Genomic DNA, 15665 nt, shown 5'->3' on the forward strand with positions numbered 1-15665 from the left:
TCCCTCTTTTCATTTCAGGATTGCCAGTGCCTCGCACGAGTGCGGGCTATTCAGCTGCGTTCTCGGGCAGCCGGATGCCATAGGCGTTACCCGGCGCTTCCGCTTCAGTTGCCGACCCGCCAGCCACCGTTCACCGAGACCACCGTTCCGGTGACGAAGCCAGCCTCGGGCGAGGCCAGCCAGGCCACCGCCGCGGCGATGTCCTCGACTCGCCCGGTCCGGCCCAGCGGGGTTTCCCCGACGATGGCGGCCACCCGCTGCGGGTCGAGACCGCCGGGGAAGAACCGGGTATCGGCGATGTAGCCCGGTGCCACGCTGTTCACCGTGATTCCGCGCGGTCCGAGTTCGCGTGCCAGCGCCAGGCCGAAGCCGTGCAGGCCGGCCTTGGCTGCCGCGTAACCCAGCGCGCCGGGACTGCCGCTGCCGGCCAGGGCGGCGATCGAGCCGATGTGGATGATCCGTCCACCCTCCTCGGCAAAGCGTGGCAACAACGCCAGCGACATGAGAAAGGCGCTCTTCAGGTTGCCGGCCAGCAATGCATCCCACTCCCGCTCTGCTTCCGCCAGGGGCGTGGTGGCGGCGACCAACCGGGTGAAGCCGGCATTGTTCACCAGTACGTCGAGCGTATCGAAGGTCTCGCCGATCCAGGCGGCGACCGCCTCGACGTCGTCGCGTCGGGCGAGATCGGCGGCCATCCAGGCCACACCGCCCAGCTCGGCGGAGACAGCCTCCAGGCGTCGTCGGTCGCGGGCCACCAGGGCGACCCGATAGCCTTGTTGCTGGAGATGTCGGGCGATGGCCAGGCCGATGCCCGAGGAGCCGCCGGTGACCAGCGCGCTACGCGGAGAAGGATGGGTATGCATGACAGGCTTCCTCTGTGGGAGATGGGGTCGCCTCGTCTGGCCAGAGCGAGTGGACGGGAGAATTGTCGGACGTTACGCCGCGATATATCCAATACTGTCTTTCTCAACACGCCATATCCGGGAGGTATCGCAGTGGCCGACCTGCGCCAGTTCCGCCAGTTCGTCGCGGTGGCCGAGGAGCTCAGCTTCCGCCGCGCCGCTGAGCGCTTGCACATGGCCCAGCCGCCCTTGACCACGGCCATCCGGCGGCTGGAAGAGGAAGTCGGCGCGCGCCTGCTGGAACGCGACAACCGCATCCACCGCCTGACCCCGGCGGGACGCGCCTTCCTCGACGAGGCGCGGCGCACACTGGCCCAGGCCGAACGCACCCTGGCGGCCGCCCGCAGCGCCGCCAGCGGGCGCCCGACGCTGCGCCTGTCGTTCGTCGACAGCACCATCAACCTGCTCCTTCCGCGCATCCTCCAGGCGTTCCGCCAAGGCGGCGACGCGCTGGACTTCCAACTCCAGGAAGACACCACCGCGGCGCAACTGGAAGCATTGCGCGAGGACCGCACCGATGCCGGGCTGATCGTCCTCCCGGTGGAGCGCCAGCCTGGCCTGCACACGCACCTGCTGGTGGATGGGGAGATGCGCGTGGCGCTGCCCGAGGGCCATCCCCTGGCGCACCATGCCAACCTGCGCCTGGAGCAACTAGCCGGGGAGCCCTGGCTGCTTTTCCCACGGCACCACGGCCCGGGCATGCACGACCTGATCGCCAGCGCCTGCGCCGAGGCCGGCTTCGTCCCGAACGTGGTACAGCAAGCGCGGCAGATGCAGACCATCGCCGGCCTGGTGGCCGGCGGCATCGGCGTCGCCCTGGTGCCTTCGCTGCTGCAGCCGCTGCGGCCGCCCGGCGTGGTCTTCCGTCCCCTGCACGGACGAGCGCGGATTCCCTACCGGCTGGCACTGGCCTACCGCACGCCATCGGCGCTGGTCGAGCGCTTTCGCGAAGTGGCCCAGGCGGTCGCCGCCGAGCCGAGCTTCGGCGGGAAACCTAGCGCCAGTCCCTGAGCGCTGCCTCGGCCGCCGGGTTCATCGGCTCGGCAAGCAGCCCGGCGACCCCGTAGTTCACCGCGAACACGGCCTGGTCCGCCATCGGCAGGAAGGTCACCCGCCCGGCCAGCGGTTCGAACAGGAACAGATCGTGCTCGCCGGCCCGCAGCCAGCGCCAGAGATCGACGCCCAGCGGACTCTGCGACAGGCTCAGGCGTCGGCCGCGGGATTGCTGCTCGAGGGCCAGGAAGCGGCCGCTCAGCGCGTCGAGCCGGTAGCCCGGCGCCAGGCCGATCAGGGCGGCCAGCCCCTTCCAGCGGAAGATCCGCGCATCCAGTTGCCAGAGTTCGCCGTCCAGCACTACGCTGCGTTCGCTGGCGCCCTCCTGGATCAATACCCGGTAACGCTGCGGCCCTTCGGCCTGGAAGCTCAGGGTGGCCATCGGCTGCTCGGGCTTGAGCAATGAATAGCTGCGCAGGTCCCAGGCCAGCGCCAGCAGCAATGCCGCCAGGGCGACGAAGGCCAGGCCGCAGGTACCGCGCAGCCAACCGAGGAACCAGGTGCGCTCGAACAGGATGCGCGCCGCGACCAGGATGGCCAGCAAGGCCAATAGCGCGAATGCCCAGGCCAGGCCGTCGTACTGCATGCAAGCGATTCCTTCTAGGTGAAATTGCGGGCATTATGCGCACCGCTCCTCCCGACGGCCAGCGAGGCCGTTTCCCGATTGGAAGCAGGTCCGGTTTTTCATGCCCTTCGAACTCGCGATAGACCCCAGCACCCTGATCATCCTGGCCGCAGTGGCCTTTCTCGCCGGCTTCATCGACGCCATCGCCGGTGGCGGCGGTCTGCTGACCATCCCTGCCCTGCTCACCGCCGGCGTCCCGCCGCACCTGGCGCTGGGCACCAACAAGCTGAGCTCGACCTTCGGCGCCGCGACCGCCAGCTACACCTTCTACCGGCGCAAGCTGTTCCATCCCGGCAAGTGGCGCAACGGCCTGCTCGCCACCGCCATCGGTGCCGCCGTGGGGGCCTGGGCCGCCCACCTGCTGCCCGCCGAATGGCTGAACCGGATGCTCCCGGCGGTGGTGTTCGTCTGCGGACTCTACATGCTCTTCGGCGGCACGCCGAAGGCGCCGCTGGACGCCGATGCTCCGGTCGGTCGCAAACGCCAGTGGCCGCAAGGCCTGGCCCTGGGCTTCTACGACGGGGTGGCGGGTCCGGGCACAGGTGCCTTCTGGACCGTCAGTTCGCTACTGATGTACCCCCTGGACCTGGTACGCGCCAGCGGCGTGGCGCGAAGCATGAACTTCGTCAGCAACGTCGTGGCGCTGGCGGTGTTCATCGCCTCCGGCCAGGTGGTCTGGCTGCTCGGCCTGTGCATGGGCGGGTCGCTGATGATCGGCGCCTATTTCGGCGCGCGCACCGCCATCGGTGGCGGGGCGAGGTTCATTCGCCCGGTGTTCATCCTGGTGGTGCTGGCGCTGACCGCGCGGCTAGCCTGGCAGCACTGGTTCAGCGGCGCCTGAACGGCGCGCCAGGTACAGGTCGATCAGGTGCCGGGCGATCGAGCGCTGCGCCGGTAACGGCGGCAAGGCGTCGAGGGAGAACCACTGGGCGTCCTCGATCTCGTCCTCCTGCGGGACGATCTCGCCGGAAACGTACTCGGCGTGGAAACCGAGCATCAGCGAATGCGGGAACGGCCAGTTCTGGCTGCCTATGTATTCCAGGTTGGCGACTTCCACCCCGACCTCTTCACGCACCTCGCGGACCACGCACTGCTCCACCGACTCGCCGGCCTCGACGAAACCGGCCAGGGTGCTGTAGACCCCCGGCACGAAGCGCGGCGAACGCGCCAGCAGCACTTCGTCGCCGCGGGTGACCAGCACGATCATGCTCGGCGACAGGCGCGGATACTGGTGCAGGTTGCACTGCGGGCACTGCATCACCCGCTCGTGACCCAGCGCCTGCATGCGCGTGCCGCAGTTGCCGCAGAAGCGGTTGTGGCGCGCCCAGATGCCGATCTGGCTGGCATAGCCGAGCATGCAGAACTGGTCGAAGTCGCCGTGCAGCATGAACTGGCGCAGCGGCGTCCAGGCCATTCCCGGCAGTTCCAGCGGTTCGTCCAGCTCCAGCAGGTAGACCGGCTCACCCTGCCAATGGCCGACGCCATGCTCGGCCAGCAGCGGGAGGTCCTGGCGCTTCAGCCATTCACGGGGGAACAGCAGGCCGTTGTCGTCCTGGAGGAAACGCTGCTGGCAGTGCGCGAGCGCCCAGCCACCCGCCTGGGCGGTATCCGGCCGGCCAGCCTGCCAGCGGAACTCGCCGGCCATCTCAGGCCGCCACCGGCAGGCCGAGCGCCTTGACGCTGGCGCTGGCCAGGTCGAGCACGTCCGGCTGGCCCTGCGGGCGCAGCACGGCCCCGCCCTCGAGATAGTACTCGAGGCTGGTCAGGGCGTCGGCGAGGGTTTCCAGCATCTGTTCCGAGGGCATCTGCGCAGTCTCGATCATGCGTTGCTGGATGTAGTCGGCACAACCGCCGACCAGCAGCGCGGCGCGCTCCTGGCCGAGGAACCAGAGGCCGCCGCGGACGGCCTGCAGGCTCGCCGGGACGTTGGCCAGGTTCAGCTTGTCGCCGTTGGATTCGAGATAGGCGGTTATCGCCCGCTTAGCCAGCGCCAGGCCGGCCTTGGCCTCCTCGATCACCACGATGCGCGCCTCCGCCAGCTGGTGTACCGCGAAGGCGTCGGCCTCCCCGACCTCCAGCGGAGACGGCCGGCTGATGCGCCGCTCGCCACGCTCCAGGTTGCCGACCATGCTTTCCACGTACAGCACCGCATCGGCCAGGCGCAGAAGCGCCTGCGGCGAGTCGGCTACGCCGCTGGCTGCCCAGGCGGCCACGGTGGGCAGTTGGGTTTGCAGGGCGGTGCCGGCCGAATTCAGGCCGACCATGCCGAGGGTCTTGCTCAGCTTGCCCAACTGCGCGTGCAGGTTGCTCAGGCTGTCCGGCTGGGCCACGCCGCGCTCGATCAGGTCGAGCATGTCCTTGACCCCGGCCAGTTCCTCGCGGATCGCCGTTGACAGCGAACGCATCACCGACTGCCCCGGACCGGACAGGCGCTGCGATTCCTCTTCCAGCAGGTGGTCGGTGAACGGCAGCGGCGCCAGCCCATGCAGCTCGCGGACCTCGCGCGAACGCGGGCCCTGGCCGTCGGACAGCGCCACCAGGTAGAGCAGTTCCTTGAGCAGATGGCGCGGCGCCTCGTAGGCCGGGCCGATCAGCAACTGCTTGAGTTCCCGGTCGATGCGCGAGAACAGCTGCTTGCGCGACTTGCGCGGCAGCAACTGGCCATCGACGATCGACTCGATCGCCGCCGCGCCGATCCAGCACAGCCGCGAGCGAGCCACTCCGCCGTGCAGGCTGTCGAGGCGGGCCAGCGCACGGCCCATCAGCTTGAGGCTCGGATAGAGGTTCTGTTCGCGGATCAGCCCGAGCAGGCCGATCTGGTACATGTGCCGCAGGCGCCGGCTTTCCTCGTCCAGCTCGGCCTCGGCAGGCAGGTGGTCGATGGCGGTGCTCGGCGGCCGCGGGATATCCAGGCGAGCGCTGAAGAAGAAGCTCTCCGGCAGCGCCGGCTGCCCGGCGGCGCAACGCACCTCGTTGATCGCCGGCAACAGCAGCTCGGGGATCTCCTGGCGATTGGCCTCGACGTTCTCCAGGTAGCGGCGCAGCACGTACAGGGCATTGCCCAGGGCGGCCAGTTGGCCGTCGCGCTCCTCGCTGACCCCGGTGGGGATGTCGGTCGCCAGCTGCAGGGCCTCCTGGGCCAGCAACTCGGCACCGGCCAATTCGATCAGGTTGAGGGTGCCGCGGATCTGTTGCAGGCATTCGACGGCATGCTGCAGCAGGCTGCCGTTCTGCCGCTCGGCAATGAACTGCTCCAGGCCCTGTTCGGCCTGTTCCATGGTGGCGAACAACTCGTCGCGCACCAGACTGAGGGACGTGGCTCCTGTGACCATCGGCCTAGTGCGCCTCCCGCGCAAGAATGTACAACGGCATCAATCAGCGAATTCCGGTTGCTGTTTGGCCATATGCGCGGCCATCGCCACCCGCAGGTCGGCGGACTGGAGCATGGCGGCGTTCCAGGTGGCGACGTACTCGAGGCCGTCGTCGACCCGGTGGTCGCGCATATAGCGAATCATTTCCTTGGTTCCACGGATGGCGATCGGCGACTTCGCGGCGATCTGCCGCGCCAGTTCGAAGACCCCATCCATCAAAGCGGCCTGGTCCGCATAGGTGCGGTTGACCAGACCGATGCTGCGCGCCTCCTCGCCGTCGACCATGCGCCCGGTATAGGCCAGCTCGCGCATCATGCCATCGCCGATGATCCGCGGCAGGCGCTGCAGGGTGCCGACGTCGGCGGCCATGCCGATGTCGATCTCCTTGATCGAGAACTGCGCATCGGCGGTCGCGTAGCGCATGTCGCAAGCCGAGACCAGGTCGATGGCGCCGCCCAGGCAATAGCCCTGGATCGCCGCGAGCACCGGCTTGCGGCATCTGTCGACAGCGTTGAACGAGGCCTGCAGTTCGAGGATCTTGCGTCGCAGGGCGTCGGCATTGCGCCCGACGTCCTTGCCCAGCTGGGCCCCGACCTGGGCCAGCAGCATCAGGTCGATCCCCGAGGAAAAGTGCTTGCCCGCCCCGGACAGCACGACCACCCGCACCTCGTCGGTGTCGTCGGCCCAGCGGAAGATCTCGATGATCTCGCGCCAGAAGTCCTGGTTCATGGCATTGATCTTGTCCGGACGATTGATCTGGACGTGGGCGATCCTGTCTGCCAGCTCCACACGGAATGCGTTGTACTCGGTCACGGCGATAGTCCTCGGCAGAGCAACTGCGCTGTCAGAACGCAGAGATTTTTGTTGTGCGGAAAATCCCGCAACTATAACAAGGGCGAGCCAAATGTCGATGCCGCACTGTGTGATGCAGGGCACGCCCATTGATACCGCAATCTCTTCGATGGATGCGCTAAACGCTTGATCTAACGAAAGTCCTGCTGGCATTTTCAGCGTTTTCCCCGCCGTGGAGACCATCGTGAGCAGCCCTTTGAGCCAGGCTTTCGCACAGAACTTCCTCGGGCATTCGCCACGCTGGTACAAGCTGACGATCCTTGCCTTCCTCTTGTCCAACCCGCTGCTGCTGTGGCTGGTCGGCCCGACGGTGGCCGCCTGGGTACTGGTCGGCGAATTCATCTTCACCCTCGCCATGGCGCTGAAATGCTATCCATTGCAGCCGGGCGGCCTGCTGGTCCTGGAGGCGCTGCTGCTCGGCCTGGCCAGCCCCGAAGCGCTGTATGCCGAGCTGCAGCACAATTTCCCGGTGCTCCTGCTGCTGATGTTCATGGTCGCCGGCATCTACTTCATGAAGGACCTGCTGCTCCTGCTGTTTTCCCGCCTGCTGCTGGGCGTGCGCTCGAAAACCCTGCTGTCGCTGCTGTTCTGCCTGCTCGCCGCGCTCCTCTCGGCCTTCCTCGACGCGCTCACCGTCACCGCCGTGGTGATCAGCGTGGCGGTGGCGTTCTTCGCCGTGTACCACCGCGTCGCTTCGGGACAACGCGCCAGCGAGGACTACGACCCCGCCACCGACCGCCAGGTCCCCGAACTGCACCGCGCCCATCTCGAGGAGTTCCGCGCCTTCCTGCGCAGCCTGCTGATGCATGCGGCGGTCGGCACCGCGCTGGGCGGCGTCTGCACGCTGGTGGGAGAGCCGCAGAACCTGCTGATCGGCCACGAGGCCGGCTGGCATTTCGTCGAGTTCTTCCGCCAGGTCGCGCCAGTGTCGATGCCGGTGCTGGCAGCCGGCCTGCTGACCTGCGTGGCGCTGGAGAAGAGCCGTCGCTTCGGCTACGGCGCCCAGTTGCCGGCGGCGGTGCGCCAGGTGCTCGCCGAGTACGCCGCGGGCGAAAGCCGCAAGCGTGGGCCGCAGCAGAAGGCCGCGCTGCTGGTACAGGCGCTGGCAGCGCTGGTGCTGATGATCGGATTGGCGCTGCATGTCGCCGAGGTCGGCCTGATCGGCCTGCTGGTGATCGTGCTGATCACCGCCTTCACCGGTATCACCGATGAACACCAGATCGGCCGCGCCTTCCAGGAAGCCCTGCCGTTCACCGCGCTGCTGGTGGCGTTCTTCGCGGTGGTTGCGGTGATCCACCAGCAGCACCTGTTCACCCCGATCATCCAGGCGGTGCTGGCGCTACCGGCGGAACGCCAGCCGGGCATGCTGTTCATCGCCAACGGACTGCTCTCGGCAATCAGCGACAACGTGTTCGTCGCCACCATCTACATCACCGAGGTGAAGCAGGCGCTGGACGCCGGGCACATGACCCGCGAGCATTTCGACACCCTGGCGGTGGCGATCAACACCGGCACCAACCTGCCCAGCGTGGCGACGCCCAACGGCCAGGCCGCATTCCTCTTCCTGCTGACCTCGTCCATCGCCCCGCTGGTGCGCCTGTCCTACGGCCGCATGGTGTGGATGGCGCTACCCTACACCCTGGTCATGGGCGGTCTCGGCTGGTGGGCGGTCAGTCACTGGCTTTGAGCGTAGGCACCCCGTTGACCTGGTTGCGCCACTGCCGCCAGGTGTACATCGGGATACCCGCCATCAGCACCAGGAAGCCCCAGAAGATCGCCTGCTGGCCGGTGCCGTAGAGCGCCCACAGCGAGTAGGCGAAGCCCAGCGAACCGATCACCAGCAACTGCCGGCGCGAGCGCGGCGAGAACTCGCCCGGGCGCACCGCCAGCAGTTGCAACAGCGCGGCGGTGCAGAACGCGTAGGGCACCACGCCGGTCATGGTGCCGAGCAGGATGATCACGTTGAACACATCGACCAGGTCGCCATGCCCGTCGACCATCACCAGCGCCGTGACCAGCAGCCCCGAGGCCAGCAGGCCGTGGGCCGGCGCGCCGTTCTTGTTGAGCTGGCCGAGCGACTCCGGGAACAGCCCGTCGCGCGCCGGCGCCACCGGGATCTGCCCCTGCAGCAGCACCCAGCCATTGAGCGCGCCGAGACAGGCGATGACCGCGCCGGCGGCCACCAGGTAGTAGCCCCAGTCGCCCATCAGGATCCGTGCCGCGTCGGCGAACGGCGAGGTGGAGCGAGCCAGCACCTCGGGTGGCATCAGCCCCTGCACCGAGGTGATCGAGAGAATGTAGAGCGCCGCCGCGGCCAGGGTGCCGAACAGCGTCGCGCGTGGGATGGTGCGGCGCGGATCCTCGACGTCGTCCGCCGGCACGGTGGCCGATTCCAGGCCGATGAACGACCACAGGGTCAGCGCCGCGGTGGTGGCTATCGCCTGGGCGTAGCCCATGCTCGGCAGCTCGCTGCGCGCCGGGATCGCCAGGTACTCCGGATTGAAGTGGAACCAGCCGAGGATACCGACCAGCAGCAACGGCAGCAGCTTGAGGACGGTCAGCAGGTTCTGCACCACGCTGAAGGTACCGATGCCACGCAGGTTGATCAGGGTGCACAGCCAGATCGCACCGATGGCGACGCCGACCATCAGCAGCGGATCGGCCAGCGCCGGGATGAACACTCGCAGGTAGCCGACCAGGGTCACCGCGATCGCCGCGTTGCCGATCCAGGCGGCTTTCCAGTAGGTCCAGGCGCACAGGTAGCCGGCGAAGCTGCCGAAGCCGTCGCGGGTATAGGCATAGGGGCCGCCGGCGCCAGGGTTGACCCGCGCCAGGCGGGCGAAAGTCAGCGCCAGCAGCACCGCACCGGTACTCGATACCAGCCAGCCGAACAGGCTGAGCCCGCCGAACGCCGCCAGGCTGGAGGGGAGCAGGAACACACCCGAGCCGACCATGTTGCCGATCACCAGCGCGCTGCAGGTCCAGAACCCCATGCCGCGCTTGCCGGCCTTTTCTCCCCCGCCATCGACTCCCCTTAGCCTATCGGCTTCATTCCTTTATGCATTCAACGGTATAGCAGCGCCCGGACGGTCCGTCCTGATGCTGCAGGCCGTGCACATCGGAATCGAAGCCGGGGAAGGCGCGCTCGAAGGTCCGCGCGAACTCGAGATAGTCGAGGATCGAGCGGGTCGCCTCGGTGAAGCGCTCACCCGGCATGATCAGCGGGATACCCGGCGGATAGGGTACCAGCATGACGGCGGCGATGCGCCCTTCCAGTTGGGCGATCGGTACCGCCTCGACCTCGCCGCGGACCAGCTTGTCGTAGGCCTCGGACGGACGCATCGCGACTTCCGGCAACACCGTGTACATGCGCTTCATGGCCTTCGCCGTGGCATTGTCGCGATAGCTGGCGTGCAGGGCGTCGCTGAGGTCGCGCAGACCCATGCCGTTGTAGCGCTTGCCGCCGGCCTGGGCCACCGAAGGCAAGACATCGACGAGCGGCAGGTTGGCGTCGTAGCAACGCTTGAACTCGAGCAGTTCGGTGACCAGAGTGCTCCACTTGCCCTTGGTGATGCCCATCGAGAACAGCACCAGGAAGGAATACAGGCCGGTCTTTTCCACCACCAGGCCACGCTCCCAGAGGAAACGGCTGACGATGGCGGCGGGAATGCCCTGCTCGCCGAGCTTGCCGCCGGCGCTTAGCCCCGGCGTGGTCAGGGTGACCTTGATCGGGTCGAGCAACACGTAGTCTTCGGCGATGTCGCCGAAGCCGTGCCAATCGGCGCTCGGCTCCAGCACCCAGTCGCCGGTGCGCACCTGGTCGGTGCCCTCCACCTGCTCCGGCTGCCAGACGCCGAACCACCAGTCGCCACGGCCGAGGTTCTGTCGCGCGTTGGCCAGGGCGCGGCGGAAGCTCAGGGCCTCGTCGAAGGTTTCCTGGACCAGCGAGCGCCCGGCGGGCCCCTCCATCATCGCCGAGGCCACGTCCAGCGAGGCGATGATGCCGTACTGCGGCGAGGTGGAAATGTGCATCATGAAGGCTTCGTTGAAGCGCGCCACGTCCAGCTGGCGCGCGCCGCCGTCCTGCACGTGGATCATCGAGGCCTGGCTGAAGGCGGCGAGCATCTTGTGCGTGGAGTGGGTGGCGAACACCAGGGGGCCCGCCTCGCTGCGCGAGGTGCCCATGCCATAGCGGCCGTCGTAGAACTCGTGGAACGCCGCATAGGCGTACCAGGCCTCGTCGAAGTGCAGCACCTCGACGCTGTCGCCGAGGGTCTGCTTGATCAGCTCGGCGTTGTAGCACAGGCCGTCATAGGTGGAGTTGGTCACCACCGCCAGCTTCACCTTCGGTTCGCGGCCACGCGCCAGCGGGCTGGCGGCGATTTTCGCGGCGATCGACTCCCGGCTGAACTCGCTCAGCGGGATCGGCCCGATGATGCCCAGTTCGTTGCGCTCCGGGGTCAGGTAGAGCGGGATCGCCCCGGTCATGATGATCGAATGGAGGATCGACTTGTGGCAGTTGCGATCAACCAGCACCAGGTCCTCGCGGCCGACCATCGAGTGCCAGACGATCTTGTTCGCGGTGGAAGTGCCGTTGATCACGAAGAACGTGTGGTCGGCGCCGAAGTTGCGCGCGGCGCGGTCCTCGGCCTCGGCCAGGGGACCGGTGTGATCGAGCAGCGAGCCCAGTTCGGGGACCGAGACCGACAGGTCCGAACGCAGCGTGTTCTCCCCGAAGAACTGGTGGAACGCCTGTCCCACCGGGCTCTTCCGGTAGGCGACGCCACCGCCGTGGCCCGGCGTGTGCCAGGAGTAGTTGGACTGCGCGGTGTGCTCGACCAGCGCGCGGAAGAACGGCGGCAGCAGGCCGGCCAGGTAGTTGCGCGCCGCGCGGGCGACCTGGCGGGCGAGGAACGGCACGGTGTCCTCGAACAGATAGAGGATGCCGCGCAACTGGTGCAGGTCGGCCATCGACTCGGCAGGGGCGTTCTCGATGGTCACCTGCTCGCCAAGGGCGAAGATCGGCAGTTGCGGCGCCCGCACGCGGGCCACGCGGATCAGCTCCACCACGTCCTGCAGCAGGCGCTGGTTTTCCCCGGCGCCTTCGGCGGCGACCAGGATGCAGGCCAGGCCGTGATGGGTCGAGGCGACGATGCGTCCTTCGGCGGAACTGGCGGTGGAGAGAATGCTGAAGCCGTCCTGCTCCAGCTCGTGGGCGATGCCCCGCACGCGTTCGCCGGCAACGGTGTCGGCCTTGATGTCGCGATGGACGATGAGGACGGGAAATTTGAGGTCTTTATACATTGTTGATCCCGAGCAGCAGGCGGGCGAACCCCGCCGGTGGGCTCAGGGTAGAGAGTTGCCGGCACGCGCGTAACCCCCGGCGGCTTGCGCGTATAAGAAAAGGTCGCGGCAACACAAGTCATGCTTGCGCGCCTGCCTCCCCAACTGCCGGCGAGGAGCATGGTCCCTCCCACGAGAGAAGATACCGATGCGCAACGCCTGGCAGATCGTCGGCGGCCACTATGCCGCCTCGACCCGCGGCGACCTCGCCGGGATGCTGGCGGACATGGACGAACGCACGCAATGGACGGAAACGGCCGGTTTCCCGCTGGCCGGCACCCATGTCGGCGTGGCGATCCGCGCCGGGGTGTTCCAGGCCTTGCAGAGGGACTGGGAGGGCTTCAGGGTCGAGATCGAGCGCCTGATCGGCGGCGGCGACAACGTGGTCGCCGTCGGTCGATATGCAGCGCCCACCGCCGCAGCGGCAAGTCGTTCGAGGCGCGGGTGGCGCATATATGGATGGTGAAGGACGGCAGGTGCCGCCGTTTCGAGCGGTTCCGCGACACCTCGCTGGAGGACCGGGCGACGCGCTGAATGCGGCGCCCGCGGTGCGTGGGCAGGCTATTCGCCGACCGGCGCTTCCAGTTGCGCCCAGAGCGACGGACCGCCTGCCGACTTCTCTATCACCGCCAGCCGCGCCGCATGCGCAGCCAGCTCTTCGGCGCTGGCGCGCAGCACCGGGGTGGCTACCCGCGCCGGATCGAGCCGCCGGATCGGGCTGACCATCGGGCGCCCGCTGCCGTCGCCTTCCGCGCCGCTGCCGGCCAGCGACAGGCTGGTCTGGCCGCCGGTCATCGCCAGGTAGACGTCGGCGAGAATCTCGGCGTCGAGCAACGCGCCGTGCAGATCACGACCGGAGTTGTCCACGCCGTAGCGCTTGCACAGCGCATCGAGGTTGTTGCGCTGGCCCGGATGGCGCTCGCGGGCCATCAGCAGGGTATCCAGCACCGTGCAATATTCGGTGACATCCGAGCGGTCCTGCTGGCCCAGCAGGGCGAACTCGTTGTTGATGAAGCCGATATCGAACGCCGCGTTGTGGATGATCAACTGGGCGCCACGGATGAATTCGAAGAAATCGTTGGCGACCTCGCGGAAGCGCGGCTTGTCCTTCAGGTATTCGTTGGTGATGCCGTGGACGGCGATCGCCCCTTCGTCGACCTCGCGGTCGGGTTGCAGGTAGACATGGAAGTGGCGGCCGGTCAGGCGGCGGCCTTCCAGTTCGACACAGCCGATCTCGATGATCCGGTGACCATCGGTCACCGGCATGCCGGTGGTTTCGGTATCCAGTACGACGCTACGCATCTATGAGCCTTTCTTCTCTTTCGGTGCAGCCCGAGGCTGCTGGAACGCTTGTTTCTACGGTGCCCGCTCAGCGCGGCAACTCGGCGACGCCGCGGTTGGCCAGCTGGTCGGCACGTTCGTTGCCGGGATCGCCGGTATGCCCGCGCACCCACTGCCACTCCACCTGGTGTCGGGCGACCTGCTCGTCCAGCGCCTGCCAGAGGTCGGCATTCTTCACCGGCTGCTTGCTGGCGGTCTTCCAGCCGCGCTTCTTCCAGTTCGGCAGCCATTCGGTGATGCCGCGCATCACGTATTCCGAGTCGGTGACCAGGCGGATCGGACAGGAACGCTTCAGCGCCGCCAGTGCCTGGATCGCCGCCATCAGTTCCATGCGGTTGTTGGTGGTATCCGGCTCGCCGCCCCAGAGCTCCCGCTCGGCGCCCTTGTAGAGGAGCAGCGCGCCCCAGCCGCCGCGCCCGGGATTGCCCTTGCAGGCGCCGTCGGTGTAGATCACTACCTGTTCTTTATCTGTCATGCCTAGATTTCGGAATCTCGCCGGCTGACTTTCGCCACCGGCATGGGCACCAGCTGACCGCGCGGTTCGCGCTTGCTCTGGCGCAACGGGCGCAATCCCACGACCAGCTTGCGTGCCACCAATAGATAGAAGCCGGCGCCCGAAGACTGCCAGGCATCGCCCCAGCGCTCCAGGCGCGCCAGGCGCGATTGCCAGGCTGCCGACGCAAGCGGCGGACGATAGCACCCGAAGCGTCGTTTCTCCAGCGCGAAGCCCAGCAGGTTGAGCCAGTCGCAGGCCCGCGACGGCGGGATGCAGCGTGCCTGGCGCAGCGCATCGCCGGCGAAATAATGCCGCACACCCCAGAGACTCCAGGGGTTGATGCCGACTAGCAGCAGATGGCCGCCCGGACGAACGGTACGCGCGGCTTCGCGCAACAGGCGATGGGGCGACACGCAGAAATCCAGGCCGTGTTGCAGCAGCACCACGTCCGCGGCATGTTCGCTGAGCGGCCAGGCGCCCTCTTCGCAGGCGATGTCCACGCCCGGCAGCGGCGGCCCCAGGCGCACGCCGCGCTGGATCTGCCCGGTGCTCGGCGGCAGTTCGGCATGCGGCCCGTAGTGCACCAGGTAACCACCGAAGTAGCGGGTCAGCTCGTCGCACAGCAGGCGTCGCTCTTCGGCCAGCATCAGACTGCCCAGCGGTCCCTGGAACCAGTCGCGCGCCCGGTTGATCGAGGCCAGCCATTCGGCATCGGTCTGGGCGAAGGCTTGCGGTTCGTTCATGCGTACCTCCAGCGTCTTCCTCCTCGCGGCGACAGACATCGGCACGAAGGGAAAATAAGCAATACTATGCGCCAATGACTTCTGCTTAGCGACATTGAGCCATGATACAGATCGACGCCCTGCCCGCCTTCAACGACAACTACATCTGGCTGTTGCAAGATGCGACAAGCCGTCGCTGCGCGGTGGTCGACCCCGGCGACGCCAGGCCGGTGGAGGCCTGGCTGGCGGCCCATCCCGACTGGCGGTTGAGCGATATCCTGGTGACCCACCACCATCATGACCATGTCGGTGGCGTCGCCGCGCTGAAGGAGCTGAGCGGCGCGCGGGTCCTCGGCCCGGCCAACGAGAAGATCCCCGCGCGCGACCTGGCGCTGGAGGATGGCGAACGGGTCGAGGTGCTCGGCCTGGTCTTCGAGATCTTCCACGTGCCCGGCCATACCCTTGGCCACATCGCCTATTACCACGCGGCACAAACACCCCTGCTGTTCTGCGGCGACACCCTGTTCGCCGCCGGCTGCGGCCGCCTCTTCGAGGGCACCCCGGCGCAGATGCATCGCTCGCTGGCACGGCTGGCGGCCCTGCCGGCCAACACCCGGGTCTACTGCACCCATGAGTACACCCTGAGCAACCTGCGCTTCGCGCTGGCGGTGGAGCCCGAGAACCAGGCGCTGCGGGAACGCTTCGAGGAGGCGACCCGGCTACGTGAACGGGATCGCATCACTCTGCCATCGGAAATCTCGCTGGAATTGTCGACCAATCCATTTCTTCGCGTTTCGGAAAATTCTGTTAAGAAAAAAGCCGACCAGCGGAGCGGCCAGCAAAACCGCACCCCGGAGGAGGTTTTTGCGGTCCTGAGGGCCTGGAAGGACCAGTTCTGAAGGCTGGCGAAATCTTGACCACCCTTGAGGTCATTTCTAGAATCGGCTGAATTTTTGCCCG

14 protein-coding genes and 1 pseudogene are annotated in these 15665 nt (G+C 67.4%); 5 read left to right on the forward strand and 10 right to left on the reverse strand.

Annotated features, from left to right (window positions below; all coding sequences use genetic code 11):
- Window positions 1–104: 104 nt before the first annotated feature.
- Complete coding sequence (locus tag B7D75_RS15845) at window positions 105–863, reverse strand: SDR family NAD(P)-dependent oxidoreductase (RefSeq protein WP_107114213.1); 759 nt, start codon at window positions 861–863, stop codon at window positions 105–107.
- A 132-nt stretch (window positions 864–995) separates the two neighbouring features.
- Between B7D75_RS15845 and B7D75_RS15850 the strand changes: the two genes are divergently transcribed.
- Window positions 996–1913: a LysR family transcriptional regulator gene (locus B7D75_RS15850; protein ID WP_058136018.1), complete on the forward strand. Its 918-nt coding sequence runs from the start codon at window positions 996–998 to the stop codon at window positions 1911–1913.
- Here the strand turns inward: B7D75_RS15850 and B7D75_RS15855 are convergent.
- Window positions 1897–2541, reverse strand: coding sequence for a hypothetical protein (locus B7D75_RS15855; protein WP_003153560.1), 645 nt, complete (start codon window positions 2539–2541; stop codon window positions 1897–1899). The genes B7D75_RS15850 and B7D75_RS15855 overlap by 17 nt on opposite strands.
- Before the next feature lie 100 nt (window positions 2542–2641).
- Here B7D75_RS15855 and B7D75_RS15860 point away from each other — a divergent pair, with 100 nt between their 5' ends.
- Complete coding sequence (locus B7D75_RS15860; protein ID WP_012076158.1) at window positions 2642–3421, forward strand: TSUP family transporter; 780 nt, start codon at window positions 2642–2644, stop codon at window positions 3419–3421.
- Here the strand turns inward: B7D75_RS15860 and nudC are convergent.
- Genes nudC through B7D75_RS15875 form a run of 3 tightly spaced genes read right to left on the reverse strand, consistent with a single transcriptional unit; the run spans window position 3389 to window position 6764 of the window.
- Complete coding sequence (nudC, locus tag B7D75_RS15865; protein ID WP_012076159.1) at window positions 3389–4225, reverse strand: NAD(+) diphosphatase; 837 nt, start codon at window positions 4223–4225, stop codon at window positions 3389–3391. The genes B7D75_RS15860 and nudC overlap by 33 nt on opposite strands.
- Window position 4226: 1 nt before the next feature.
- Window positions 4227–5912 (reverse strand): type IV pilus/biofilm regulator FimL, encoded by a 1686-nt coding sequence (gene fimL / locus B7D75_RS15870; protein WP_053814103.1) that lies wholly within the window; start codon window positions 5910–5912, stop codon window positions 4227–4229.
- Between the two features lie 39 nt (window positions 5913–5951).
- Window positions 5952–6764 (reverse strand): crotonase/enoyl-CoA hydratase family protein, encoded by an 813-nt coding sequence (locus B7D75_RS15875; RefSeq protein WP_003153567.1) that lies wholly within the window; start codon window positions 6762–6764, stop codon window positions 5952–5954.
- A 223-nt stretch (window positions 6765–6987) separates the two neighbouring features.
- Here B7D75_RS15875 and nhaB point away from each other — a divergent pair, with 223 nt between their 5' ends.
- On the forward strand, window positions 6988–8490 hold the full coding sequence (gene nhaB, locus B7D75_RS15880; protein WP_107114676.1) for a sodium/proton antiporter NhaB: 1503 nt from the start codon (window positions 6988–6990) through the stop codon (window positions 8488–8490).
- Here nhaB and B7D75_RS15885 read toward each other — a convergent pair.
- Complete coding sequence (locus B7D75_RS15885) at window positions 8474–9796, reverse strand: amino acid permease (RefSeq protein WP_107114214.1); 1323 nt, start codon at window positions 9794–9796, stop codon at window positions 8474–8476. The two genes, nhaB and B7D75_RS15885, sit on opposite strands and share 17 nt — an antisense overlap.
- 55 nt (window positions 9797–9851) lie before the next feature.
- The gene (gene ldcA / locus B7D75_RS15890; RefSeq protein WP_012076162.1) at window positions 9852–12107 is read right to left on the reverse strand and encodes a lysine-specific pyridoxal 5'-phosphate-dependent carboxylase LdcA; all 2256 of its coding nucleotides are present in this window, start codon (window positions 12105–12107) and stop codon (window positions 9852–9854) included.
- A 187-nt stretch (window positions 12108–12294) separates the two neighbouring features.
- Here ldcA and B7D75_RS15895 point away from each other — a divergent pair.
- Window positions 12295–12680 (forward strand): annotated as a pseudogene (locus tag B7D75_RS15895) (nuclear transport factor 2 family protein).
- A gap of 27 nt (window positions 12681–12707) precedes the next feature.
- Here B7D75_RS15895 and dnaQ read toward each other — a convergent pair.
- The 3 genes from dnaQ to B7D75_RS15910 form a co-directional block, all read right to left on the reverse strand.
- Window positions 12708–13448, reverse strand: coding sequence for a DNA polymerase III subunit epsilon (gene dnaQ, locus B7D75_RS15900; RefSeq protein WP_003153573.1), 741 nt, complete (start codon window positions 13446–13448; stop codon window positions 12708–12710).
- Window positions 13449–13515: 67 nt separating this feature from the next.
- Window positions 13516–13962 (reverse strand): ribonuclease HI, encoded by a 447-nt coding sequence (gene rnhA / locus B7D75_RS15905; protein WP_003153574.1) that lies wholly within the window; start codon window positions 13960–13962, stop codon window positions 13516–13518.
- 2 nt (window positions 13963–13964) lie between these two features.
- Complete coding sequence (locus B7D75_RS15910; RefSeq protein ID WP_107114215.1) at window positions 13965–14726, reverse strand: class I SAM-dependent methyltransferase; 762 nt, start codon at window positions 14724–14726, stop codon at window positions 13965–13967.
- A 101-nt stretch (window positions 14727–14827) separates the two neighbouring features.
- Between B7D75_RS15910 and gloB the strand changes: the two genes are divergently transcribed.
- Window positions 14828–15604: a hydroxyacylglutathione hydrolase gene (gene gloB / locus B7D75_RS15915; RefSeq protein WP_012076164.1), complete on the forward strand. Its 777-nt coding sequence runs from the start codon at window positions 14828–14830 to the stop codon at window positions 15602–15604.
- The last annotated feature ends 61 nt before the right edge of the window (window positions 15605–15665 follow it).

Source organism: Pseudomonas paraeruginosa (assembly GCF_003025345.2).
GTDB lineage: Bacteria > Pseudomonadota > Gammaproteobacteria > Pseudomonadales > Pseudomonadaceae > Pseudomonas > Pseudomonas paraeruginosa.